The sequence below is a fragment of the Nostoc sp. genome, from assembly GCF_036918245.1.
Taxonomy (GTDB): Bacteria; Cyanobacteriota; Cyanobacteriia; order Cyanobacteriales; family Nostocaceae; genus Nostoc.
The window spans coordinates 25,791-50,889 of sequence record NZ_JBALEF010000054.1 but is presented as its reverse complement, the minus strand read 5'-3'; the positions used below and the strand labels follow the sequence as shown (position 1 = coordinate 50,889).

Genomic DNA, 25,099 nt, shown 5'->3' with positions numbered 1-25,099 from the left:
TGGTAACTGGGGATTAGGGACTCGGACATATACACCAGATTTCAAGTTGGTAGGTACACACTCCTGAATTCTCAATTCTGAATTCTGCTGTATCAATCCACTTCTAGCGCTCCTAAAGTTTTTAAAGTTACTACCTCTGCTTCAGTCAACCCTGTCACCCTAGTAATAATCATGCCTTCATAAGTGCGGGCTGGTCTCAACGTTTGTTGACAATCTGGACTGCACCGCAACTGCCCAAACATGGTTTGAGTCTGCCTTGTTCCCGCGCCCTCTTATCTCGTTATCCCATTCCCCATGCCTAAAAACTTCATCCCCTTGTGGATAGGGTTTTTCATTTTGGAGCTTTCTAACTAGTCTGCTAAGTTTATCCTCAAGCTGATCAGCAGAGCCAAGGGTTATTCGTAGTTGATTTAGGATAGGTCTTACAATCAGATGAATTTGACTATTGTGAATGTAGTCTTTTGCTTGGGCTTGCATCGAAGCATAAGTCAGCAGATATTGCGGTGATTCTGTTATGATTTCCTCGCAGACTTGCTCAATCAAGCACTTTGTCACATATTCCATCACCACAGGTTGCTGTGTGAATCCTCCAGTATTGCTTTCTATCAAGCTACGCCAGCGTAAAGATTCGAGGACTGACATTAACTTAGGCTTAGGTAATATTGGTGTGAAAGCTGTTTGCAATTCTGTCGAGGAAAGCTTGCCCCGATTAATTGCCAGCCAGTACATCACTAACTGCTCAGACGTGGAGAGTCTTTTGAATTGTTGTTCTAGAAGATTGCCAATGCCCTGAAATACGGTTGTGCCTTCGGCAAAGAAGCAGGCGATGTTACCTTCATGTAAGTCCCGAATGGAAGTGGCGGCAATTTTCAAAGCTAGGGGATTACCAGCGTAACACTCAACCAGTTGACGGGTTTCTTCCTCGGAGCCTGATAGCCCTTTGAGTTTTAGAATTGTTTGCCCGGCTGCGACTTCTAATCCTGATAAAGCAAGGGTACGGACTGGCAAACCATCACCTTCCAAGGCAGCGACTTCAGTAGGTTTTTGCTGGCTGGTGAGTAGGACAGAGCTTTGATGCCCAGTTTCTCCTAATCGCCACAGAAGTTCGCCGTAGGGTTCGTAGCCCTCACGGTAACAGCCTGTCCCTTTACCTTGCTCCAATAATGTGTCGAAATTATCCAGAATCAGCAAGCATCGATATTTGCGGAGGTAATCGATTAAACAAGTAATTTGCTCATAGGGGGAAGCAGACAATGTGGTAACTTGTTGATGAGAAAGAATTTTGATGCACTCCGTCACCTTGTCGTGAAAAAAAGGTGCGTGTCGGAGCGATCGCCAAATCACATATTCAAATTTTCCCTGCAATTGTTCTGCTAACTTCACCGAGAGCGCGGTTTTGCCCATACCACCCATACCTAATAGTGTGACTACACGAGCGCGATCTCTCACAATCCATTGGCTGAGGGTTTCTAATTCTGTAGTACGTCCATAGAACTGGGAAACATCAATTGCTTCCCCCCAATTTGTATAGTTCGTAAAGGGTTGAAAGTTTAAGGTTGAGGAAGTGTTTATGTCCTGTTGTCGCTGTGCGGTTCGCTTCAGCACTCCTTGCAGGTTATTTTTGGTAACTTTTTCGCCCAAAGCTTGAGAGAGCGATCGCCATAATTCCGAGCCAACGTCTTTGATGTGACCTGGGTCATAAGTGACTGCTCGCGCCATTTCTAGATAAGTTTTCCCTTCCCAAGCGTAGCGAAATACAATCTCTTGCGCTCTCGTTAAGCGTCCTCGTTCCAATAATTGCTCGACTATTGCGATCGCTTCTTCAACCGTCATTTCTTTCGGTAATAATACAGGCTCACTACAATATTCACACCAGAAACTTGATTTTTTGTCAAAAGTTTACGTAAATCTACGAAAAAGAACCCGACCTTTTCCCGACCTTTTCCGACCGACAAATTTGATACTAGCCCTTTAGAATCTATCTAAGATCAGAGCGATCGAGAATGTAACCAAATTATTGAGGGCAAAGACATGGCTTCCTATTTCGGCACAAGTGGAAATGATTATTATAACTACAATGGTTCAGAGAGTTTTCAAGGTTATGGTTTTGGGGGAAATGATTCTATCTATGGCAATACTAACAATGATTACATCGCTGGATCTAGTGGCGATGACTACCTAATTGGTTACACAGGTGACGACCAATTATACGGGGACTCTGGTAGTGACACCTTATATGGCGGAGGTGGTAGCGATACTTTATACGGTTCTTACTCAACTGCCTACGACGGTTATGAATATGATGTCTTAAATGGTGGTGATGGCTACGATAGGTTTGTTTTGGGTACATCCGGTACATCCTATAGTGGAAACTATTATCAGGGAAATGGCTACGCTACGATACAAGACTACAATCCTGCGAATGACTATATCCAACTGAACGGAAGTGCAAGTTCTTTTTATCTTGGTACTGCAAATTATGAGGGAACTAGTGACCTTGATACACTCATATATCAGAATGATGGTGACTTGTTAGCAGTAGTTCAAGATAAGACTGGTATACAGTTAACCAACTATTATTTTAGCTTTGTCTAGTCCTACTACAGTTGGGAAATAACTCTACAGTTACAAATCTTTGATGACTTTAGAGCAACGTAATTTTATCTCGCTCCTCAGCTTTATTTATCTGAATTTACACTCTTATATCTACAATCAAGGAAGTTAAAAATCCACTTGCGAGGGGAGCATTCCAATTGTGGATAAAAGTTTGATCACTCTCATTCTCTAATCCAGTCTCCTAATACCAATTTGAAAAAAGAATGTAACAGATACATACGGATATACCTTTGTTCTGTCTGGCTTTCTTAATTTTGAATTGGTATAAGAGGTTGTTTGAAAAGTATCATTGCTCACATCTGAGCCTCAAAAACCTAGCCCCCATTCCCTACTAGTGAATGGGGGTTTTAAATTCAAAGCCTTTTGACCTTTAAACTGATAAAAAATTTGCCTACGGAGAAGCAAGCACACATTTTTCTAGTTTTCAGCATAAAAAATCGCCCCCTGAATTCAGGAGGCGGATCATCAAAGTGGTGTAGAGAGGCAAAATTCCGCGTCTCTATTTTTAGCTAGCAACGTATTCTTTGACATTGGCACGACGGCGACGCAGATGAGCTAAAGCTTGATGCTCTAACTGACGGACGCGTTCGCGGCTGAGATTTAATCTCTCACCCACTTTTGCCAATGACATTTCATTACCATCTTCTAAACCAAAGCGTAGGGCTACAACTTCTCGCTGTTGCGGGGTTAATTCTGCTAGCAGGTTGTTCAAGTCTTGGCGTAAGAATTCCTGGTTGGTGTAATACTCTGGTGATGGCCCATCATCTTCGAGCATTTCTTGCAACTCAGTATCCTGGTTCTCGCCAACTCGCACATCCAAAGACACAGGTTGACGAGCCATATTCAGATACTCACGAATCTGAGTCGGTTCTAGTTCCAGTTCTTTGGCAATTTCAGCCGGAGTCGGCGATCGCCCCAAGGTTTGAGCCAACTCGCGCTGCACTTTTTTGATTTTGTTCAGTTTCTCGGTAATGTGGATCGGTAAGCGAATAGTCCGACCTTGTTGAGCGATCGCACGAGTAATTGCTTGGCGAATCCACCAGTAAGCGTAAGTCGAGAACTTATAACCCCTCATCGGATCAAATTTCTCTACACCCCGCTCTAATCCTAGTGTTCCTTCCTGGATTAAATCCAGAAACTCCATATTCCGCTTTTGGTATTTTTTGGCAATAGCGACGACCAAGCGCAAATTCGCTTCGATCATTTTTTGCTTTGCCCGCTTACCTTGTGCCACCGTTTGTTGGACATCGGTTTCTGATTGTTGAACGTGATCGGCCCACTCTGACATCTCCGGTTCGCGTTGCAACTTCTTCGCCAAAGCTTCCTTGGCGTCGATGAGCTTCATCATTTGTTGCACTTGCTTCCCAAAGACAATTTCTTGTTCGCGGGTTAGCAGTGGTACACGACCAATTTCTCGCAGATAGGTTCGCACCATATCAGCCGTGAATTTGGTGTTGAGGTTTTCCGTTTGGGTATTGACAGTAGGCATTGGTGCGATGTCCTCTACTTCGTAAAGATAATGTATGTTTTATTACTAAAATGGATGGAAAAAAGTAGTACATCTATCACAAAATATCGGGAGCTACCAAAATCAATTAATTAATTGATACAGCCGTTGTTAAGACGGTAAGCCCCCAATGATCGGTTCCCCTACTTTCCCTAAATTTTCAATCTTTTATAAGCACGCTGGTTATTTTTGAGAATTCTTCTCTTGGACAGTTACTAACACCGATCGGCAAAACCGAAGTCGGTATGAGTTCTACTTAACTTATGATACGATAAATCAGGCAAATAGTAAACTATCTTAAGATAAAACCTATGATTATAATTCAAAAGCAGCCGTTATAGAAAAAATTTTTAAATTTCCTTTAAATTACTGACTACATCTATAGTGACGCCAAAAACCCCTCTTCTGTTGCCCAAAACTAGCCGGATAACCGAACTTAATTTGCTGTGACAATGGAGGGATGTCACGAATTAGTGATTAGTGATTAGTCATTAGTCACTTGTACTGAGTTTCGACTGCGCTCAACTACCGCTTAGTCATTGGCGCAGCCTCTCCAAGAGTTGTATTGGTCATTTGCAAAGGACATAGACGCATCAGCGGCTTCGCGCAGGGTAGGACAACTGACAAATGACAATCTAAAATCCAAGGTCAGCTTTAGCTAGTTCAGCAGCGGCGAATACTTCTGCGTCAGGTTTTTCTTCCCAGGCTGGCTCACCAATTTCTGCGTAAAAAGTTGCGTCGTAAGGACGGGTACGCACTACTACTGGCATAGGAACGGCGTGACCCAATATTAAAGCTTGTTGTTTCGAGTCTAGCTTTGCCAATACCGATCGCAGTCCGCTACCACCAGATACACCTGTAAAAATCGCGTCAATGTCTTTTTCATCATTCAGCAAAGCGGTAATGCGAGTCCCAATTTGGGACATAACTTCATTATCTATGCCTGATGGACGTTGATCAACTACCAAAAGTGTGACAAAATATTTCCGCAGTTCACGAGCAATAGTCCCAAAGATAGTACTTTGGACGATAGCCGGGTCAAGGAAACGGTGCGCCTCTTCGATGGTAATCATCAATGGCGTTGGGCGATCGCTAGGATTTTTGCTTTGCAGGAATTTGTCTGCTTTCTTGACATAATGCTCATGAATACGCCGGGTGATCATATTCGTCACCAACATATAAGAGAGCATATTAGACTGGGAACCAAATTCTATCACAACATTCTTCCCAGATTCCAGGCATTGCACAATTTTACTAATATAATTCTGGGGGCAAACTGCTCGCATATACTTCAAGCTATCCATCCGCAAGAGTTTGCGCTGCAATGCCATAATCGAGCCTTTGTGTCCGCGTTTCTCGTCGCAGAACATCTCGATTTCTTCGTTAGTCATATTCAGCAACTGGACAATCCAAGACTTGCCAAACTCGCTATACAAAATATTGGCGTTATCTAAGGCTGCGTCAGAGAGTCCTAAATCTCGGCTACATAATTTAATATCTTCAACTTCTATTTGCTCATAGCTCAAATAAAGTTCTTGAGCATCACGCACACCCCGACGCTTTGTCGATTCCGGGTCGAGGGTATAAACTTCCACTTTACTAGGAAAAAGTTGCTTTAAGCCTTTAACCGTATTGACATTCTTACCTTCTGCAACGGCTTCCCAGCCATACTCAGAGTGCATATCAAAAATCAAGTTTACTGCCGCATTTTTACGGATAACGCCAGCTAAAAGTAGCCGTGTTAAAAAAGATTTACCAGTACCAGATTTACCAAAAACCCCATTACTCCGTTCCACGAAGCGATTTAAATCGATACAAACTGGCACATCCATATCCAAAGGTTTACCGATGGAAAAGTTGCGCCTTTGGGGGTCATCTTCCCAACCAAATACCCGGCGAAAATCGTCAACACTTGCTTCGTAAACTTGACTAAAGTGACTAGGAATAGTTTTAACAGGCAACAATTCCATTGTCGTGCTGGTTTGTGGCACAAATGAAGCTAAACCCGTCACCGATGGGAGGAAAGGATTTGCCGATTTGCCATTTGTTGGGGAGAAAGATTCTTCAGTTTCGGGAGTGAACATCAACATCGGCGCGAGGTTGATAGTACCATAAATACCACTTCCGGCTAAAACATCTCGTAAAAAAGTGTCTTCCCAACTGGGGGGATTAGCAATAATTCGGGCATTAGCAGCTCCCAATGCTACATCTGTCAGCATACAAAAAAAACGCGATCGCATCCCTTGCACAACAAGAAACTTACCCACCCGCATATCTTCTACAGAAATGTCAGGATGCAATCGTACTTCTAAACCTTCAGTTAGAGAACCTTGAATGACTGAACCTAATGGCTGTGCCGAATTCATCTAATTAATTACACAATTGTTGGTGCTATCTCTTATGTTGAATTTTAATTGCATAGGGCAAAAGTTGCGAATTTGTCATCAGTCATTCGTCATTCGTCATTTGTGTTGAGTTATTCTCTCTCAATGCCCCATGCCAATTCCCCATTCCCTAATCAATCTGAATCGAGGTTGGCGCACTTCCCGTTGGTGGAGTGGTACTAATTAACGGTGTGCGGAATTGGGCGTAAAGGCGATCGCGCCAGCTAAAGAATGGTTCATAATTTATATTCTCGGCAAAGATTGGCAATCCTTTACCTCTGATAGAAGCTGGTAAATCCAGATAGGGTCCACGAGGAAACTTGAGTAATATCGATAAGCCAGCCACTGCTAAGTCAGCTAAAGTCGGCTCATCTCCTGTTAAATAGGGACTATCTGCCAATAATAACGTCAAGGCTTCCAAGTCTTGTTTTAAAGATGCGATCGCTGACTTTATCACATCTGGGCTGTAACCGACGCCAAAACCTAACACTGTCAGTAAGTCACTAGGAACACCTTGAACCAGACTTTTAAATATATCTGGTGTTGAGGTGGGTAATAAAGACTTACGGAAATTTTGATCTTGACTTATGGCAGCAAATAGTGCTTTACGACCTTTAATGCCTATGGACTCATCCGCCCATTCTTCTATTAATAAAGTTAAACCTCGTTGTTTAGGATCTTGCGGGATTATCGGGCGATCGGGATACTCTAAGTCTAAATACTTAGCTATTTCCGTAGAATCCGCAATATACTTATTACGATCCTTTAATACTGGCACTTGTTTTTGACCAGTTAGCCGGAACAGTTCTACCTGTCCAATCCCAGGCGTAACCTCGATTTTGCGGTAATTGAGTCCTTTAAAATCTAGAATTAGGCGCACTTTCTCTGAGTATTGAGAGAGTTCCCATTGGTATAATTCCAGCATGTGTTCTATCTCTTATAACTGGTCAACTTATTAACTTTACAATTGTATCTTTAGTTTAAGTAATTTTTATTGGTATTAGTTGGTTAATTGTCTATCTTATTGACATTAGAGTTTAACTGATGTCTGATTTTCGGCAAAATTATCGATTTAAAAAAATATTGCTTTCTGATTGATTAAAATATCGAATAACTAAGTAATTTAATTCAGCATATATAAATATAAACCTAACTTCTTATTCGTGGGTCTTCAACAGGTACTTCAACTTCTGTCACCGTTAACCTACGTTAAAAGATTTCAGTAATTGATTTCCATGCTTTTGCTGAATAATCAATGGTCAATTCTGAGATATAGCCTTTTTACTTATGTAATTTAGGATTTATAAATCAACTATTTATTTACGTACAAGTTTGTATATAAATTGTCTTTTAAGTATAATCTTTCTTTGAAGCTTATTCTAACTCATAACTTGTAGATATGAGATTTTCACACTTTCTGACAATTTACGTGACATCAAGTGGAGCTTTTTAACTTATTTTCGTGTGATAGAGAAAATTTACTCAATTTATATTAAATATATGGTAGATATATTTAATACTTATCAGTTTGGGTGGAGGTTAAACATTTTACTTCACTAGCACAAACTCTTCTAGAGAAAAATCTTACTTCCCTCTTGAGTTAGATTTTGTGCATAGCAAAATGTTATAAATCTTTATGTAATCTGTGGACAAAAAGAAAAACAAAATTTATGAAGACAAATTACAGCAAATTGCTGACCACGTTGGCAGGCATAGCAGGATTGAGTAGTTTCAGCGTCCTTATTACTTTACCATCTGACGCGAAAGAGGCACTAAATCCTAACCCCAGTATTTTCAACGAAGCCCCCTATAACCAGGGTCAACGCATTCAAGCAAACGCTCAATACACACCTGCTGAGGCTGTTTCCCAAATAGAAAAGGGCAATACTAAACGCAAACCGATAGCACAGAATAGTGGTGGAACGCTAAATCCCAAACCAAGTATTTTCAACGAGCCTCCCTATAACCGTGGTGGTGGTAGTGTGACACCTAGTGAACCTACACCCGCTAGCGAACCTACATCCCCTAGTGAATCTACACCCCGCACCCCACGTACTATCCCACAAACTCAACCTACCACACCACCGACTCAGACACCGACTACAACTCCACCAGGGCCAGGGGCAAGCGACAATCAAGGCAAAAACTTGTTAGCCTTGGCAGAGTCAAACGCTTCCTTTACCACCTTAACTAAGGCTTTGAAAGCAGCAGGATTAACCGGAGCTTTGCAAGGCAAAGATAACTTAACTATTTTTGCACCCACAGATGCAGCTTTTGCTAAGTTGCCACCAGATGCTTTGCAAGAATTGTTAAAGCCAGATAACAAAGAAGTATTGCTGAAGATTTTAACTTACCATGTAGTACCTGGTAAGGTATTATCCGCTGATTTGAAGTCTGGCGAAGTTAAAAGCCTTGAAGGCGGCACAATCAATGTAAAAGTTGATCCTGCTACTGGTGTTACCGTCAATGATGCTAAAGTCACACAGGCAGATATCACAGGTAGTAACGGCGTAATCCACGCAATCGATCAGGTGATTTTACCTCCTGACTTGTAGTTGTAAGATATCAGCACAACTGGCAACATAACTAGATTTGCATAAAATATTAATCTGTTAAAATTCCGTTCAGATATTAATTTTGGACGGTTTTTTTGTTTGCAGTCAGTTTTTGATCTTTATCTTGCATTTCTAAAAGTTCAGGAATCGTAACAAACCTATAGCCCTGTTTCCGAAAGTTGGCAATAATTTCTGGTAAAGCTTGCACAGTTTTAGAGCGATTACCACCACCATCATGCATTAGCACAATTCCACCTGGCTTGGCCCTCCTAAACACATTATTAATTAATTTTGGTACAGCAGGATGTGAGTAGTCTACGGAGTCAGATGACCAGAGAATGATGGCATATTTGCTATTTCTAGCGTAACTAGCCACCCCATTATGCATGATTCCCCCTGGTGGTCGAAATAAATTTGTTTTAATCCCTGCTACTTGATAAATCAAGTCTGCTGTGTGGTCAATTTCATAGGCAGCTGCTTGTGGATTCAAGAATTGATACCAATGATGCCAAGTATGATTACCAATTACGTGACCCTCAGCAATTTCCCGCTTCACTAAGCCTGGATAATTCTTCACGTTTTGCCCAATGAGAAAAAATGTCCCTTTTATCTGATTTTTTTTGAGAATATCCAGTACTTGCCCGGTACTCTCAGGCCATGGCCCATCATCAAAGGTGAGCGCAATTACTTTCTGTTCGGGAGTAAGTTTTGCCGCATTAACTATTGCTCCTTGAAAACGCTGTGGCACAGTAGATGAAAAACCTTTTGTTTGTACTTGTTGCTGCCAACTTCTAAGCATCATCGCTTTTAGTTCTTCAATCCGCTGCTGAATTCCAACTTTGCTTGGTAGATTGTTTACATTTATATTCTCTGTACTTTGAGCATTAGAGGAGCTTGATTTAATAAGCATCATCATGCCACAACTCACACTGCCACTCAAGACAAGCAACGTAACTAATATTTTTTGCAGACCAAAAAATGACTTATTGTCGTCCACTTCATAGCTCCTTCAAGGTCGAACCATCTTTTTTTTCACAATACTTATGGCAGCTTTTTATACTCTGGTAAGCCTTGCCATACAAGCTACAGTTATGATTAGTATATTTTTGAAAGTTAGCTCCAACCCTGACTCGGAAAAAATACCTTACCCGATGGATAATCTAATATTTATAAGCAAAACCCTCAGCATGAAGGTGAGAACCTTCTTACGCGTTAATTTTTATAACCTATGGGGTATGAGGGGAATTTCAAGAACTGTAAAAGGCAAGTAAAATAATTTGTAATTAAGTTAAGTTTTGCAACGGAGATCGAGACAAGAGCCACAAAAGTTGCCACTTCTTAGTTGCGAGGGACTTAATCCCTTATAATTTATTAATTCGTGCCTCATTAACTATAAATCTTAATGTAGGCTAAATATTGCATATTCTATTGACGAAGCCATTGCGAAATGATGACGAAGATATGACCTTCCTTGAGTAATGACGGTAGAGAGCAAACCTGTTAAAAAATTTCTTTGATTCTCAACCGCGTAAGACGATTGAACACCATTAACTGCTGAAAATTTTGCAAATAATGCTTTAGAGTGAGTCCGAAAATTCCGCACGCTTGTTTCTGTCTCAAAAAAGGGACTTCCTATAAATCATCCATTTTGTGGGGCAAGATGCCCACCCCACAAGAGTTAATAGGATACTTTTTATTTGGAAATCCCTTACCCTTAATAGGTTACAGGCTAGACATTACATCCCGTGCAACTGCTAAAGTCTGCTCAATGTCTTCTTCAGTGTGAGCAAAAGACGTAAACCCAGCTTCAAATTGAGAGGGTGCTAAGTAAACACCGCGCTCTAACATTCCGCGATGGAAGCGTCCGAATTTGGCTGTATCAGACTTTTTCGCATCTTCGTAGTTATGAACTGGGCCAGAGGTAAAGAATAAGCCGAACATGGCGCTGATTTGACCGCCACAAGCTGCATGACCAGTTTCTTTGGCAATTTGTAGCATACCATCTGCTAGCTTTTTAGTAATCTGCTCAAGAGACTCGTAAGTACCTGGCTTTTGCAGCAATTCTAAAGTCTTAATCCCAGCAGTCATTGCCAAAGGATTACCAGAAAGAGTCCCAGCTTGATATACGGGGCCAGCGGGCGCAACCATTGACATAATATCTCGACGGCCGCCATAAGCCCCTACTGGCAAACCACCACCAATCACCTTACCCAAGGTTGTTAAATCGGGAGTGACGCCAAATTTTTCTTGAGCGCCACCGTAAGCAATGCGGAAGCCTGTCATCACTTCGTCAAATACTAATAACGCTCCATACTCGTGAGTTAGTTCCCGTAACCCTTCAAGGAAGCCAGCGTCAGGTGCGATAAATCCAGCATTGCCGACGACTGGCTCAAGAATGACACCAGCAATCTCGTCGCGGTTTTCTTCAAATAAAGCTTTGACTGCTTCTAGGTCATTGAAAGGTGCAGTTAGAGTGGTGCTAGTTGCTGCTTTAGGTACTCCCGGTGAGTCTGGCAAGCCAAGTGTGGCAACACCAGAACCCGCCTTTACTAGAAACGTATCGGCGTGTCCGTGATAGCAGCCTTCAAATTTAATGATTTTGTCTCGGTTGGTGAAAGCCCGCATCAGCCGCAAAACTCCCATACAGGCTTCAGTCCCCGAATTAACAAATCTGACCATTTCGATGCTAGGAACGGCATCGATGACCATTTCTGCCAAAACATTTTCTAGAACTGAGGGAGCGCCGAAACTGGTGCCTTTTTCTAAAGCTTCATGCAACGCTGCAATTACTTCTGGATGAGCATGACCGCAAATAGCTGGCCCCCAAGTGCCTACATAGTCTATGTATTTATTGCCATCTACATCCCAAATATACGCGCCTTTAACACGATCAAAAACGATGGGTTGTCCACCCACCGATTTAAAGGCACGAACTGGAGAACTGACTCCTCCGGGCATGAGGTTTTGAGCAGCGGCGAAGACTTCTTGTGATTTTGTTGTTTTAATTGTGGTATTTACCAAAGTTCTCTCCTAACAGTGGGCAATAAAACGCTCTATCTTAGAATAGGGTCAAACACTGCTTAGAATTTCTATCCTATAAAATTAGCTGAACCAAAAAAATAACAATATGTTATGCAAGTCCAATGAAGACTTGATTTTAGATATTTAATTCCAAAAAATATATCAGCTAGTCTATTCTGAATGGTATCGTGAATCCATAAATCATTCTCATGAGAGCAAACTAGCTGGTATGTCTTCTAACGATTCGCGATCGCTGCATTACACCATCCCGGTTGAGAAAATTCGCTACGATGAACGGGGTCTGGTGCCTGCAATTGTCCAAGACTATCTAGATGGTACTGTCCTGATGATGGCGTGGATGAATCAGGAGTCGTTACAAAAGACTTTAGAAACTGAAGAAACTTGGTTTTGGAGCCGTTCCCGACAAGAATTGTGGCACAAGGGGGCGACTTCTGGGCATATCCAAAAAGTGCAAAGTATCCGTTATGACTGTGATAGTGATGCGCTGCTCATTGGGGTAGAACAATTAGGAGATGTTGCCTGCCATACTGGAGAGCGCAGTTGTTTTCACCAAGTAGAAGGCAAAATTGCTGCACCACCAGGGGATACATTGTCACAATTGTTTCAAATAATATGCGAGCGCCGCGATAATCCTACTGAAAGTTCTTATACTTGTAAACTATTTGCAGGTGGCGATAACAAAATTTTGAAAAAGATCGGTGAGGAAACTGCTGAGGTGGTAATGGCTTTTAAGGATGATCAAGAAGATGCGATCGCAGGTGAAGTGGCTGATTTGCTATATCATACTTTGGTTGCCTTAGCTCACCATCAAGTGGATTTAAAATCGGTATATCGCAAGCTCCAAGAACGTCGTCAATAAAGAATCTAGGCAAAGGTTAACTTAACCGTGTACCCATAGGTTGAACCTCTCTGGCTAAACCAATATGTGCCAACGACAATGAGATATGGTTAAACTTTACTCCAGCCAAAGCCCACTGAAGTTCAAGTGTCCCCACCCAGAAACGCGCCCGGTCGATGACATTCGGTAACATAGGATAGTCGCTTTCCATACGCCGCACAATACTTTCTCCGTAATTACCAAGTTGCACTGCAATATCACAAGCTGCATCTCCCAAACCAGCTGTACCAAAATCAATCAGACCGCTGATGCTCTCTGAGATCGGGTCAAACAGAATGTGATACACTGGCTTGTCGCCGTCGATCAGTACGGGTGTGTAGCTGAGGTCAAGTTCACTTGTAATTACGGGCGCAAAAAGTTCGTGTATCCAAGTTTGCTGATGACGCCACAGGTGAGGAAAGAGAGTTTCCTGAACTTGCTCATACAACTGCAACCAATCTTCAAGGGAACGCTCTGCACCAGAACAAGACACCCCAGCATTAACTAAAACTTCATTTGGAATGCTGTGTAATTGTTGATGAAATCTGGCTAGTTGCGAGATGACACGCGCTTGTGATGCTTCACTCAACTTCAGCAAGGTGTTACGAGATAGCGGTTCACCTTTAATAAATCTATAGCTAGCAAAGCCTTCTTCCAGGTGTTCAAAGTGCGGAACTCGCAGATCGACATAATTTTGCACCACTTCCAACACCTTAGCTTCATGGGAAAGTACCTGTTTTCCCCAGTCATCTTTGGCAAAGCGACATACAAGCTCATGATTAACAATTACTATATCGTTAACCATTCCATCTTGATTAAAGTCAAGATGCTCAATAGAGATATTAGGATAGACAGCATGAATTTTTTCGAGATACGAGGAAGGAATATTCACAGTAAATTCTGACGCAATCACAACAAACAAAAAATCAAAACTTATCGGACTTTTAGCCCGATCGCAGCAACTTATAATAATTTGCCTATTTGTTGTATCAACGTACCACTGTGATTTAACTCCCTAAAAAATCGCTAAACATGAGCATAATACCATTTTGGTGGTTAATCAGCCAAAATTCGATTGAGGTACTGTAAAATTGCTACAGCGATCGCTACGCTCAAGATGAAACCTAGCCAGTAAGTATTGGTAATAATTTGTGGTTGATCTAATGCCCATCCACCCAAAGGATGACCAATAAAAGAGCCAACAGCCCAGCACAAAGCGTTAATGGAGAAATAAACGCCGCGTTGATTTTCTGGGGCTAACTCAGTCACTAAAGAAGCAGCAGATGGGGTATAAGAAACAATTGCCACAGCAAATACTCCCAATGCCAATGTTACCCAAAGCAGATGATCAGATGGGGCTGTACCGCTTACCCAAATCAGTCCAAAACCAATTGCCCAGAAAATCGCAGAAACAGTGAGTGCGAGTGTGTGAGAACAGCGTTTTAAGATGCTGGTGACAGGCAACTGACAAATAATTGCGAACACCAGATGCCAAGCAAATAGTCCGCTAATGGTAGTTTCGGTAAATCCCTTGGCAGTACTTTCGACAAGGACAAAATTTTTGAAGTAAAGCGGCAGGGTGCTGTGGATTTGAGAAATATAGATTGTAAAGAATATATTAACTGCTATGTAGACCAGGAAACGCCCATCTCTTAATACTGCCATCCAAGCAGCAAAAAGTTCTACCTTTTCAGATTCTCCTATCTGCTGTTGTTCAGTTTCACTAATCCCTACATAGACAACTCCAAAAAATACCATAAAAGAGATGGCATCAATCACAAATAGCCATCGATAACTCCCAATTATCGCGATCAAAAACCCTGCTAGGACAATTCCGATCGCTAATCCAAGGTTATCAGCTAGTCGGGCGATCGCAAAAGTTTCCCGACGATTGTCAATTTGGCTAGCGTCAGCAACCACAGCTTCAGCCGCTGGCCAATAGAAACCTATTCCTAAACCGCTAATCAAGCTACCGATTACCAAGGAAGTGAAATTATTGGTTGCAGCTAAAACTAGAGAAGCAATTGCTAAAATCGCCGTCGCTAGCAACAGAGTGCGGCGGCGTCCCCAATATCCAGAATCAGCCAAAGAACCACCTGCAATCCGCCCGACGATGCCGGAAATCGAAGCGCTACCCAAGGCTACCCCAACACTGGTTGCAGATAAACCAAGTTCATTGACAAAAAAGATGGGGGCGTAAAACAGGGTACAGCCGGTGCCAACTTCCGAGAAAAATCTACCAATTGCGAAAATCCAGACTTGGGGATGTATCGAGGGCAACCACGATGACAAGTGAGATTGAGAAGCTAATTTCATGAGTTTAAATGTCATGCTTTGTTGACATTTTGGTAATTCTTATCATTGGCTGCAATTTTCCTCACTAATTCCACAGGGTTTCCACAGGGATTTTAGCAGTTTTCCACAGGTGCTATACGAGCTAATAGGCTTCTTGCTGTCTTACTGGGGATTGTTGATTATAAGTAGCAAAGAAGTTTAAGGACTGAGTTTTTATGAAGTAAAGTAACAAAAAACCAACTTAAATCCCGATTCTTTCGTTCGCATTTATTTTTTATACAATCGTTTTTAACATTTCGCAGCATTGACAAACCCACCCCCTCTTGGCGCACAATGATGCGGCTTGCTTTTATAATCCTGTTCAACCGTTGGCATCAAATGTGTAAAATATATTACCACCAGATTTCAGCGGAGATTGTCGGGATAGCGAAAGAGCGTGTGAAGCCCTAAACCGCTTTACCGCAAGCAACTTGTCCCTCTTGATTATCCTCATAGGAGGAAAATCTCATGAAATCAACGGTTAGTATCTTTACAGAAATTCCTGAAACACTCCACGAATCCTTAAAAAACTACTTAGAAACCCATCCCGATTGGGATGAAAACAGAGTATTGACGGCGGCGCTATCATTGTTTTTACTCCAAAATGGAGATAGCGATCGCCGTGCTGCGCGAGTCTATCTAGAAACTTTGTTTCACCACTCCACAGTAGAAATGCCCTGTACCGACTCACCAGCAACAGCTAATTTACTAGACACCCCATAGGTACTGGTATGAAGGGCGTTATTCCCCGATTAATGGGGCACGGTATGCCGTGCCCCATTAACGGGATTTTAAGCTAATAGCGAGCGATCGGCCATATCGCAATACGGTTCAGTTAAGCCCAAAAAAGAAAAATGCGTAGGTTGGGTTGAGGAACGAAACCCAACATTTTGCGGGGTTTGTTGGGTAACACTAAAGTTCAACCCAACCTACAAATATTTTTAACCGAACCGTATTGGGGCATATCGGGGTAATATTACAACAAAAAAGATCAGTAGATTCTGATCCTTAAAAAGGTTCCAATAGTTTCTCGTGTTGCTAAAACTAGTTGGCAATAGCGCAATATTTACAATTGAGGCAAGACTTGAATATATTAGCTGACCCTTAGTACTTGTTATAAGAATGCAGGGTGAAAGCTCCGAAGTTCAATCTTCAAAACCCAAAAATTTTTGAAGATTGAACGTCTTTTAAGTCGGGGATGAAAGCTGCTAGTTGACTCTAGCTCTCAGTGACAATGAATGACGATTAGCTTATCTTGCGGATGGTACGACATTTTGAGTTGAATCAGTAGGCGATGCTCCCATTGGCTACTGATTAGTCGTTATACTCTCAATAGCTATTTGTTTAGTCATCACTATTAACATCTGGTGATTGCTCACTACTATTAACAATTATAGGTTCCGCATCGTCTATTCCCATTACTTTTACTGGTAGGCTAGAAACGTACTTAAAAAAAACTGTTAGCCAATCTGCTATTGTGTTATCCGGCTCGATAGGAAAGTCAGGATATAACCAAAATCCTGGTAAATGGCCTTTAGGAGAATCTATGTCAAAAGTTAATTGATTGTAGGATTTTAATTCAGAATTAATTTTCCACCCCACACCCTGATAAAAACATTCTAGGCTTTGGGTTTGCATATATATTTGACTCTGAATAGCAAATCCAAAGTGACCATCACTATTTTTTATCCAAATATTATTAAGAATCTCTAGATCCTCATAATCCAGTTTTGATATCCAGACTGTAGAAGAAAATTTTGCATTTGCAAGAAGCACTGCTTCACACAATTTAAGCTTTTTCCTACTCATTATTTTTAAGAAAATGTCAAAAGTCTCTCTGTCGGCTTCTTTCCACGATTTTGCTTCTAGTAAGTCACATAGCTTATGATACTCAATAGGAAATGCTTTTTCGATTTCCTTTGATACCATCTTCTTAATTTTTGCTTCTGAATTGAATAGTTTTAGGTAGTTTTGGGCTTGTCTGCTTATTTTACTGAAGGCATTAGCTTTTTTAAAGGGATTGAAGTCATGAAAATGTATTTTTTCATAAAATAGGCAAGCTGTCTCTCCTATAGCGTAGATCATTAAAGCTTTTATTTCAGATGAAATGCTTTTCTCTGGGCTAGTACCAAACTTAAGCCAATCTATTCCATATTGAGTCGCAACATCACCTAAAAGCGCTGCATAAAAAACCGAAATAACTTCTACTTCCCAATTTAGATAGCGGAAAGGAAGACCGTATATCAGAGCAATTTGATAAATCATTTCCGCTGAAAATCTGACGATTCGAGGTATCTGAACGGTTTCCATTCCCTCAAGAATTTCTTTTGCACTTTTATCAGCAAAAGCTCCGGGATCTCTACTATCCAAAGCTACATTAGCTAAAGCAAACGATTTTTTAACAATTAGGATACGAGCAAGTTCACGATTAGTTTTGTAGGAATACTGCTTCTGTAATTTTTCTACCGATGATTCTGCACGGTCTAACTTAACCTGCTTTAAGCAGTTAACTATTAGTTGGCAAGCGTTCTTATCATAATTTTCTGGTTTTTGCCAAAGTGGTTGAAGAGATTGCTCTTTTTTAACAGGAGGGGTATATTGTTTTTTGCTGCTGATAGCAGATGAATTTTTATTAAGCTTAGGCTTCTCTTTTCTTGATGTGGCAGTAGTGGAAGCTTGATAAGAAGATAAATAGCGATCTCCGCTATCATCGCTGCGTCTAAAGATACCGATAAAATCAGAAATCCCTGAAAAAATATTTCCGATTCCCATAAAAAATGCTCCGGGTTTTGTACTTAGTTATTACTTTTACAAATAACCAACTATTATAAGCGGTATTTTTAGCGTTGCTCCCTTTTCACCTTAAGTTAAAACCAATGCACAGCTATAGCTAGGCACCGCTACAAACTCCAAGTTAAGTACCCTTATATCTACCAAAACTGTCAGATGCCAAGAAATATTTTCCAGTGGACTCTCCCCTGTCCACTGTCTTAAATGGATAAATAAATATCTCAAATAACTGTTTGGTCTGTATTTGAGAAATATCTACTTATTTTGATTGTCTAAATTTGTCTTTTACTAAAGCCAAAGAAATTCACTAATGGCTCCCCCAAGAGTTAACAGTCAAGAGTTAAAAAACTCTAGACTATAAACTCAGGATTTGCCTTCCAACTGCTGGGGGTGAGCAGCAGATTCAAACTTATAACCTACGCCACGTACAGTTTGAATTAATGCTGGCTGACTAGCATCAATTTCAATCTTCTTGCGAATTTGGCCAATATGTACATCTACAACCCGCTGGTCGCCGACATATTCATAGTCCCACACCTCTTGGATTAGTTCTGCCCGCCGCCAAACTCGACCTGGATGACTAGCTAAAAAATGCAACAAGTCAAATTCCAGAGCAGTTAAGGGTACTGCTTGGTTATTAAGTGCTACCTCCCGTCGCACTGGATCAATCATAAGTTTTTCAAATACCAAGCGTTTCTGCTCGGCCGTAGTTATCACTCGTTGACGCCTCAAAATAGCTCCAACTCGGACTTCTAGCTCACCTAGCCCAAAAGGCTTGGTGAGATAGTCGTCAGCACCTTTAGCAAAGCCGCGAATTTTATCAGCTTCGTCAGCCCGGCTAGTCAACATCAAAACAAAAACACCATTACGACTTTGCATCTCTTGGCAGAGGTTAAACCCTGTGACATCTGGTAAATTCACATCTAGAATCACCAAATCAGGGTTAAATTGCTCAAATAGAGTTAAGGCTGTCTTTCCATCTTCGGCAGCCTCCACCTGATAGTTCTGCTTAATCAAAAAGCGTTGGATTAAATTCCGAACCGCAGGGTCGTCGTCAACAACAAGAATCTTGGCAGGAGCCATGACCATTACTTTGCACAAAAATTCGTAAGATTAACAAGAGAGTTGCGTAAAAACGCAGTTGCCACTTTGGGACTAACTAAGAATCTACATGGCTACGGTATAAGAATCCCGATCGTTCAAAAATAAATACTCTAATCAGGATTGTGGGCAATGAGAAGGCGAAACTTCTATTAGCCAACAGTATATAAGCGCTCTGACTTTAACTGCAACCGTTCTTGATAGCAAGACACCTTCTTGATCCCAGTTAGGTGGTAACTTAAAACGTTTCAATTTTAAATCGATATGTGGATATATACCACAAGCGATTATTCAGTATAATTAAAAAAAACTCTTTTAGGGCACAGTAAGTTGCCAAATTTGAAACAATAAAGTTGATTTTTTCATAAAAACCATGAATTTTAAGTACTCTCCGTTCAAATTCTAGATTAGAGCCAGAATTAGACAACGACATGAGGGTATACACGGAGTTCTAGCGATATGTTAAAGTGACTATAGTTGAAATTACAAAGTCGATCAAACTAACCCGTGCTACTATCCTGGTAGGGCATATAAATAGGTCGAGACTTTAGTTTCGATCAAAATTAAAACCTAAAGCTGTTTTTTATTCGATAAAAGACTGCCGCTGACTGAGGCTGAAGTAACAAACTCCCATGAGCGATCAAAATCCCTACGAAAAACTTGGGGTATCAGAAGAGGCTAGCTTCGATGAAATTCAGGATGCTCGTAATCGCCTATTCGAGCAACATAATGGCGATGCCAAGCATTTGGAAGTGATTGAGGCGGCTTACGATGCGATTTTAATGGATCGCTTACGGATGCGCCAGGAAGGTAAAATCAAAGTCCCTGAGCGGATACGGTTTCCAGAGTTGCGAGTGCAATCGCCTCCTAAAGAAAGTCCAACCCCTCGCGAGCAGTCACCTGCATGGCTGCAACGGATGCTGGATCAGCCAACGCCTGCGGATATACTCTTACCAGGAGCTTGGTTTCTCGGTTTGAGTTCTATTAGCCTGTTCTATCCAGAGGGAGGCGATCAGGTTTTGCAGTTAGCATTGGTGGTTGGCGTCGGCACTAGTATTTACTTTCTTAATCGCAAGGAAGGCAAATTTGGCCGAGCAGTTTTGTTCACCCTGGTCAGTTTAATAATTGGCCTAATCGCTGGGGGACTAGTTGCTAGCTGGCTCTTACCACAAATATCATTTATCAGTCTGGAAACGAATCAATTCTCTACTGTAGTGACGTTTATATTGTTGTGGTTAGTTAGTAGTTTTCTACGTTAAACCACTCCTGTAAGCAGGTTTGTATAAAGAAGACATAGTTTATGTGTGTTCTTCTGAGATAAAAAAGTCAGGAGTCAGAATAGGTATTCTGACTCCTATTTTAATTTGCAACCCGAATGCTGATTAATTGAATCTGTTGCAGCTACAGAGCCTTTTTAGACAAGGTGTTTAGCTTTTAAAACTATATCTACAGCAGCGCTAAAATCCTTAACGATTAAGTCGGGGTGGTAAAGTTCTAGTTGGGTGCGATCGCGAATTCCAGATTCCACAGCCATCACCTTAATCCCATAATTTTTCGCAGCGGTGATGTCGGCTTCCGTATCCCCCACCATCCAGGTATCAGCAGACGGGGGCAGTTCTTTTAATGCCCTAGCCATCAACAAGGGCTTATCTTCAATATCGCGAGTTTTAACGTAGTCGTTAGTCAAGCAATAACAACGATTTTCTGGGAAAAATCTCCCTAAATCGTGTTTTTGGAAGGCATAATCTAGTTCGCGAAATCGGCGCATCGTCATCACTGCCAAATCAATTCCAGCTTGTTGAATTTTTAACAGTGCATCCACAGCACCAGGCGCGAGAGTGTCATAGTGAAAGTAAGGTTCTGTATGCACAGTTTGCCGCCGCAACTGGGCGAATTCTTGGGCTTGAGCTTCGTCTAACCCGGAATTTAAGGCGATTTGTTTTTCAGGAACACGCGATCGCTTGAACTGCCAAAATTCTGCTTTCGGAAGTTCTTGAACTACTTGATCTGGGCGACGGGTTTTATCTAAACAGAATTGGTAAACGCGGTAGTAGCGTTCGGAAACATCAATAATTGGGCCGTCGAAGTCAGTAATCAGTCTTAGCATCGGCGGAAAATGTTAATTTTTATTAAAATTATCTCAGATGTATGGCTATTTTTGGAGACTATCAAGTTTAGCTAAGGGTTTTTTGTAAATTCTTTTTAAGAAAGTATCGACGATGACCTGGAGGAAAATCCGCTAACTCTCCAAAAACTTCATACCCCAAGTGCTGATAAAATTCAGGAGCTTGGAAGCTGTAAGTAAAAACATATACGTTTAAGCAGCTACGATTAACAGCTTCTTGCTCTGCTACCAAAAGTAGTGCTTTTCCATATCCATCACCTCTGAACTCCTCTGCAATCCAAAGAGTACCGATATGAAGCCATCCCAAGCCGATAAAACCTTCCAAGCCACCCACTACATTTTCTTCTGAATCACGAAGCAATAGAAACAGTGGCGTATATTGGTAATCTCCAATCTTACTTACATTAAATTTATGAAGTTGCTTATCTACAAAATCAACTTGTTTGGAGTCTGGCTGAATTTCAATTGATATTTTGTACTCAGGCATCATTGCAAAGTACCACGTTTGATTTGTTCGCTTTCAATAGCTTCAAATAAGGCGCGAAAGTTACCTTCACCAAAACCTTGAGCTTGGAAACGGCGTTCAATAAACTCAAAGAAAAATGTCGGCTGTTCAAAAATGGGCTGCGTGAAAATTTGCAGTAGTAGGGGCGCGGTTTGTTTTGTCCCTACGGGAGTATATTCTTGCCAGTCCACCAGAATTTCCTGTTGAGCGATCGCTTCTAATTCTAAGGGTGACAGTGTAAGTCCTGGTCGCTGTTTTAGCTGCGAGTAGTAGGTTTGGGGAACCGAGAGTAAGGATAAACCACTGGCACGAAATTTAGCGATCGCACTTACAAGATTAGTCGTCCGCAAAGCAATATGTTGAATTCCTGGCCCCCGATTGACATCAAGAAACTCCTGAATTTGAGAATTGCTGGTAGCCGGCTCATTAATGGGCAATTGAACGCTACCATTGCGCGAAACCATCACCTGGCTGTGTAAAGCAGAGCGATTGGTTTTAATTTTAAATGCCTGCTGGGGTTGAAAATCTAGGATTTTTTCGTACCAAGCCACAGCACGATCCAATTCACCAACTGCTACATTTAGCACTATGTGATCTATGGCGGTAAAAGTGTTGTCATTAGTCATTTGTCCTCTGTCATAAACCAATGACAAATGACCGCTGACTAATGACCTTTCTATCAAAGTATGAGTCAGTCCACCCCAAGCGGCAATTTTGCCACATTTGATGAATACCTTACCCTCCTGGCGTTCCTGGATGGGTTGTAGGATTGTAGCACCATGTTTTTGAGCTAGGGCGATCGCGCCTTCGACATCTTCGACTGCAAAAGCGACATCTGCCACACCAGGTGGATATTGACGCAGAAACTCAGCTACTGGACTTGTAGGCAACAGTGGTGAAGACAGAAAAAAGCAGACATCACCATTTTTCACCACTTCTGTACAAGTGTGAAATGAACTGATGCGATCGGTTACTGCTTGAAAACCAAGATGGCGTACAAACCAATCCCGCCACAGTTTGGCGTCTTCTACATAGAAATGAACGTGATCAATTTTCATAGATATTGAAAATCCAGCATAACAGTTTATATATCTGTAAATTTTGGCTTATTTGCTAGATTTTCACTTCTTTCCTAAGCAAGAATTATGTAAGCGTACTCCCACTTTAAAAGAATAAATGACTATCAGGTTGAATGTTAATTTCCATTGGCACAGCTTGCGGTTCGGCAGAAAGAGCAAAGAAAATTGCATTGGCAGCAGTTTCAGGACTGAGCATTTTTTTTCGGTCTACTTTTAGGTTGACGTTATCCCAAAAAGGAGAATCTACCCCACCAAAGTAGAATAGCGTGAACTTGATACCAAAACGCTTGAGTTCTTCTGCCATGCACTTGCTAAAACCGACAACACCAAACTTAGAAGCAGAATAAGCCGCTGCCATCCCCATCGAGTGCTTGCCTAGAATTCCTACCACATTACAGATGTGACCAGACTTGCGCTTTTGCATCTCTTCAGCAGCCGCCTGAGTGGTGTAAAAACTACCTTTTAAGTTGACATCTAACATCTTGTCTAAATCAGCGGGTTCCAGGCTGTTGTAGGGCTTGAGTATACCAGCACCAGCTGCATTCACTAAAATATCAATTTGACCCAACTCAGCGATAGTCTTTTCTATCAAAGTATCTACCTGTTGAGGGTCAGTAATATCAGTGCCAACAGTCAAAACTTGTCCTGGTAAATCAGCAGCCAGTGTGGTTAAACGAACTGTATCTCTGGCAGCTAGTACTAACCGGACTCCGGTAGGCGCAAGTTTTTGTGTTAAAGCTGAACCAATACCACCAGTAGCACCGACAATAACAACAACTTTATCCTGCATCGTATTATTTATATTTCTTTACATCTTTTTAGATAATACAGAATTACAGGCTCAAATTGTAGGTAGACATCTAGAAAGTATCTATTCAGAGAGTAGCGGCATTACCTCATATTCCTTGCCATTCATTTTTAATGTAAATGTGGGAGATGATTCTAGATATTTGGTAAAATTGGAACCTAACTTTAATTTTTTAATAATTGAATTAGGAGATTCTCCAGTTATTTTACGTAACTCTGAACCTAGTTTGGACACAGATAATTTAGTTTGGGGAGACTTTGTTTGTATATCTTGAATAATTTTTAATAGTAATTTATCTAATGTTTTTTCATTAGGGATTTCCGCAGAATCTTCTTCTTGAATAGATTGTAGAGATGAATTATCTATAATAGGGACAATTTCTTCAATTTCTGGTTGCTTATGATTAGATTTATTATTGATATTGGATCTTTCTTGAAATAAACTTGTAATAGTTGCTAAACTGTGTAATCGAGTATTAATAGAATCTTGTTCGTTTTTAATTAAGTCTTGAATTTGCTCAACCAATTTTTCCAAGGATGGAACTTCTGTTGCCATTGCTAAAGAATAATGAGTTGATTTGCCAGTATTCCGGTTTTCTATATGTAAAGTTTGCCCTTGTCTACGTACCCAATAGACAATTAATCCCTGGTTTTGGAGTTCGTTGCAAAGGTGAATTAAAATTCCATCGTTAGAGCAGACTAATATTTCTTTAACTGTTGGATAAGAGCGTAAAACACAAGCACCGAAAGCGATCATTTTTGCATCAGCACTATCCTTACCCTCTGGTACGTGGACAAGTTGATAGCCACGGTTATATAGTTCAATATCTTGCTTTCCAACACTTGGATTTCTCCAGTTAGCAAATGCCATTTTAAATTGGAGAGGATACTTGCAGACACTAGCTAAAAATAATTCTGAACTAACATCTAGTTTTAAGTTTTCTACATCCAAAAGTAGAAGTGATATTCCTGTTTCTAATTGATGTTTTATTTCAGTTTTTTGTTGAAATTTTTGGATAAATTGGCTGAACGCAGCAGATTCTAACCAACCAGGCGATAAGATCGTTTGCAGCAGTTGTTCAGCTAATGTCAAACTAAAAGAGCCAAGACTTTTCTCTGTGATTTTTTTTTCTGGCAGGTTTTTTACTAAAGAAAGTTCTGTCGCTTCAGACGTAGATACTTTAGTATGTCCGTTGCTGTTAGCAAGCAAGTCAGTTTCTAAGGAATGAGAGAATGCAGGCTCAAGGAATTGTTTACCACAATTTTTGCAGAGGTAATTCTGCTTGTCATTCCGACGACCATTTTTACGATATGAAGTAGATTCGCACCGGGGACATTTCATTTTGTGATTCAGGTGGTCTAGAGCAAATACTTGTC

Annotated in this window: 19 protein-coding genes and 1 pseudogene; 5 read left to right on the top strand and 15 right to left on the bottom strand. The window is 41.1% G+C overall.

Features of this window, described 5'->3' with window-relative positions:
* Positions 1-177: 177 nt before the first annotated feature.
* Positions 178-1,833, bottom strand: a complete 1,656-nt coding sequence (locus V7L12_RS14350) for an NB-ARC domain-containing protein (RefSeq protein WP_335085007.1) — start codon at positions 1,831-1,833, stop codon at positions 178-180.
* Between the two features lie 198 nt (positions 1,834-2,031).
* Here V7L12_RS14350 and V7L12_RS14345 point away from each other — a divergent pair, with 198 nt between their 5' ends.
* A complete protein-coding gene (locus V7L12_RS14345; protein ID WP_335085004.1) occupies positions 2,032-2,595 on the top strand; it encodes a calcium-binding protein in 564 nt (187 codons plus the stop codon).
* A gap of 526 nt (positions 2,596-3,121) precedes the next feature.
* On the opposite strand, the gene V7L12_RS14340 is transcribed toward V7L12_RS14345, so the two are convergent.
* From V7L12_RS14340 to V7L12_RS14330, 3 genes are all read right to left on the bottom strand, one after another.
* Entirely contained in the window at positions 3,122-4,105 is a 984-nt protein-coding gene (locus V7L12_RS14340; protein ID WP_334926631.1) for an RNA polymerase sigma factor, RpoD/SigA family, read from the bottom strand.
* A gap of 653 nt (positions 4,106-4,758) precedes the next feature.
* Complete coding sequence (locus tag V7L12_RS14335) at positions 4,759-6,489, bottom strand: ATP-binding protein (protein ID WP_335085002.1); 1,731 nt, start codon at positions 6,487-6,489, stop codon at positions 4,759-4,761.
* 148 nt (positions 6,490-6,637) lie between these two features.
* The gene (locus tag V7L12_RS14330; RefSeq protein ID WP_335085000.1) at positions 6,638-7,432 is read right to left on the bottom strand and encodes a glutathione S-transferase; all 795 of its coding nucleotides are present in this window, start codon (positions 7,430-7,432) and stop codon (positions 6,638-6,640) included.
* 745 nt (positions 7,433-8,177) lie between these two features.
* Here V7L12_RS14330 and V7L12_RS14325 point away from each other — a divergent pair.
* Positions 8,178-9,062, top strand: coding sequence for a fasciclin domain-containing protein (locus V7L12_RS14325; RefSeq protein WP_335084998.1), 885 nt, complete (start codon positions 8,178-8,180; stop codon positions 9,060-9,062).
* A 76-nt stretch (positions 9,063-9,138) separates the two neighbouring features.
* Here V7L12_RS14325 and V7L12_RS14320 read toward each other — a convergent pair whose 3' ends face one another.
* Both V7L12_RS14320 and hemL read right to left on the bottom strand, forming a co-directional pair.
* Complete coding sequence (locus V7L12_RS14320) at positions 9,139-10,059, bottom strand: polysaccharide deacetylase family protein (RefSeq protein WP_335084996.1); 921 nt, start codon at positions 10,057-10,059, stop codon at positions 9,139-9,141.
* A 725-nt stretch (positions 10,060-10,784) separates the two neighbouring features.
* Entirely contained in the window at positions 10,785-12,083 is a 1,299-nt protein-coding gene (gene hemL, locus V7L12_RS14315; RefSeq protein WP_335084995.1) for a glutamate-1-semialdehyde 2,1-aminomutase, read from the bottom strand.
* A gap of 229 nt (positions 12,084-12,312) precedes the next feature.
* On the opposite strand from hemL, the gene hisIE reads away from it, so the two are divergent.
* The gene (hisIE, locus tag V7L12_RS14310) at positions 12,313-12,963 is read left to right on the top strand and encodes a bifunctional phosphoribosyl-AMP cyclohydrolase/phosphoribosyl-ATP diphosphatase HisIE (protein WP_335084993.1); all 651 of its coding nucleotides are present in this window, start codon (positions 12,313-12,315) and stop codon (positions 12,961-12,963) included.
* A 16-nt stretch (positions 12,964-12,979) separates the two neighbouring features.
* Here the strand turns inward: hisIE and V7L12_RS14305 are convergent, their stop codons facing one another.
* Positions 12,980-13,873: a phosphotransferase family protein gene (locus tag V7L12_RS14305; protein ID WP_335084991.1), complete on the bottom strand. Its 894-nt coding sequence runs from the start codon at positions 13,871-13,873 to the stop codon at positions 12,980-12,982.
* Between the two features lie 164 nt (positions 13,874-14,037).
* Positions 14,038-15,297 carry an MFS transporter gene (locus V7L12_RS14300; protein WP_335084989.1) on the bottom strand — a complete coding sequence of 420 codons (1,260 nt, stop codon included), beginning with the start codon at positions 15,295-15,297 and terminating at the stop codon, positions 14,038-14,040.
* Between the two features lie 486 nt (positions 15,298-15,783).
* Between V7L12_RS14300 and V7L12_RS14295 the strand changes: the two are divergent.
* Positions 15,784-15,975, top strand: a pseudogene (locus V7L12_RS14295) (DUF2811 domain-containing protein); the annotation flags it as partial.
* A gap of 684 nt (positions 15,976-16,659) precedes the next feature.
* On the opposite strand, the gene V7L12_RS14290 reads toward V7L12_RS14295, so the two are convergent.
* Positions 16,660-18,087 carry a GUN4 domain-containing protein gene (locus V7L12_RS14290; protein ID WP_335084987.1) on the bottom strand — a complete coding sequence of 476 codons (1,428 nt, stop codon included), beginning with the start codon at positions 18,085-18,087 and terminating at the stop codon, positions 16,660-16,662.
* 381 nt (positions 18,088-18,468) lie between these two features.
* Positions 18,469-19,188, bottom strand: a complete 720-nt coding sequence (locus V7L12_RS14285) for a response regulator transcription factor (protein ID WP_104905561.1) — start codon at positions 19,186-19,188, stop codon at positions 18,469-18,471.
* A 650-nt stretch (positions 19,189-19,838) separates the two neighbouring features.
* On the opposite strand from V7L12_RS14285, the gene V7L12_RS14280 reads away from it, so the two are divergent.
* On the top strand, positions 19,839-20,465 hold the full coding sequence (locus V7L12_RS14280; RefSeq protein ID WP_289798780.1) for a CPP1-like family protein: 627 nt from the start codon (positions 19,839-19,841) through the stop codon (positions 20,463-20,465).
* A 155-nt stretch (positions 20,466-20,620) separates the two neighbouring features.
* Here V7L12_RS14280 and V7L12_RS14275 read toward each other — a convergent pair whose 3' ends face one another.
* From V7L12_RS14275 to V7L12_RS14255, 5 genes are all read right to left on the bottom strand, one after another.
* A complete protein-coding gene (locus V7L12_RS14275) occupies positions 20,621-21,313 on the bottom strand; it encodes an HAD family hydrolase (protein WP_292856695.1) in 693 nt (230 codons plus the stop codon).
* Positions 21,314-21,380: 67 nt separating this feature from the next.
* Complete coding sequence (locus V7L12_RS14270) at positions 21,381-21,821, bottom strand: GNAT family N-acetyltransferase (RefSeq protein WP_335084983.1); 441 nt, start codon at positions 21,819-21,821, stop codon at positions 21,381-21,383.
* Positions 21,818-22,894: a 4-hydroxyphenylpyruvate dioxygenase gene (gene hppD / locus V7L12_RS14265; RefSeq protein ID WP_335084981.1), complete on the bottom strand. Its 1,077-nt coding sequence runs from the start codon at positions 22,892-22,894 to the stop codon at positions 21,818-21,820. The genes V7L12_RS14270 and hppD overlap by 4 nt, the downstream gene beginning before the upstream one ends.
* Before the next feature lie 106 nt (positions 22,895-23,000).
* On the bottom strand, positions 23,001-23,705 hold the full coding sequence (locus V7L12_RS14260; RefSeq protein ID WP_335084979.1) for an SDR family oxidoreductase: 705 nt from the start codon (positions 23,703-23,705) through the stop codon (positions 23,001-23,003).
* 81 nt (positions 23,706-23,786) lie between these two features.
* Complete coding sequence (locus V7L12_RS14255) at positions 23,787-25,064, bottom strand: IS1/IS1595 family N-terminal zinc-binding domain-containing protein (protein ID WP_442947887.1); 1,278 nt, start codon at positions 25,062-25,064, stop codon at positions 23,787-23,789.
* Between the last annotated feature and the right edge of the window lie 35 nt (positions 25,065-25,099).

Coding starts and splice junctions, on each gene's coding strand:
- V7L12_RS14350 (WP_335085007.1), bottom strand. CDS start 1,833: ATGACGGTTGAAGAAGCGATCGCAATAGTCGAGCAATTATTGGAACGA.
- V7L12_RS14345 (WP_335085004.1), top strand. CDS start 2,032: ATGGCTTCCTATTTCGGCACAAGTGGAAATGATTATTATAACTACAAT.
- V7L12_RS14340 (WP_334926631.1), bottom strand. CDS start 4,105: ATGCCTACTGTCAATACCCAAACGGAAAACCTCAACACCAAATTCACG.
- V7L12_RS14335 (WP_335085002.1), bottom strand. CDS start 6,489: ATGAATTCGGCACAGCCATTAGGTTCAGTCATTCAAGGTTCTCTAACT.
- V7L12_RS14330 (WP_335085000.1), bottom strand. CDS start 7,432: ATGCTGGAATTATACCAATGGGAACTCTCTCAATACTCAGAGAAAGTG.
- V7L12_RS14325 (WP_335084998.1), top strand. CDS start 8,178: ATGAAGACAAATTACAGCAAATTGCTGACCACGTTGGCAGGCATAGCA.
- hisIE (WP_335084993.1), top strand. CDS start 12,313: ATGTCTTCTAACGATTCGCGATCGCTGCATTACACCATCCCGGTTGAG.
- V7L12_RS14300 (WP_335084989.1), bottom strand. CDS start 15,297: ATGAAATTAGCTTCTCAATCTCACTTGTCATCGTGGTTGCCCTCGATA.
- V7L12_RS14290 (WP_335084987.1), bottom strand. CDS start 18,087: ATGGGAATCGGAAATATTTTTTCAGGGATTTCTGATTTTATCGGTATC.
- V7L12_RS14285 (WP_104905561.1), bottom strand. CDS start 19,188: ATGGCTCCTGCCAAGATTCTTGTTGTTGACGACGACCCTGCGGTTCGG.
- V7L12_RS14280 (WP_289798780.1), top strand. CDS start 19,839: ATGAGCGATCAAAATCCCTACGAAAAACTTGGGGTATCAGAAGAGGCT.
- V7L12_RS14275 (WP_292856695.1), bottom strand. CDS start 21,313: ATGCTAAGACTGATTACTGACTTCGACGGCCCAATTATTGATGTTTCC.
- V7L12_RS14270 (WP_335084983.1), bottom strand. CDS start 21,821: ATGATGCCTGAGTACAAAATATCAATTGAAATTCAGCCAGACTCCAAA.
- hppD (WP_335084981.1), bottom strand. CDS start 22,894: ATGAAAATTGATCACGTTCATTTCTATGTAGAAGACGCCAAACTGTGG.
- V7L12_RS14260 (WP_335084979.1), bottom strand. CDS start 23,705: ATGCAGGATAAAGTTGTTGTTATTGTCGGTGCTACTGGTGGTATTGGT.
- V7L12_RS14255 (WP_442947887.1), bottom strand. CDS start 25,064: ATGAAATGTCCCCGGTGCGAATCTACTTCATATCGTAAAAATGGTCGT.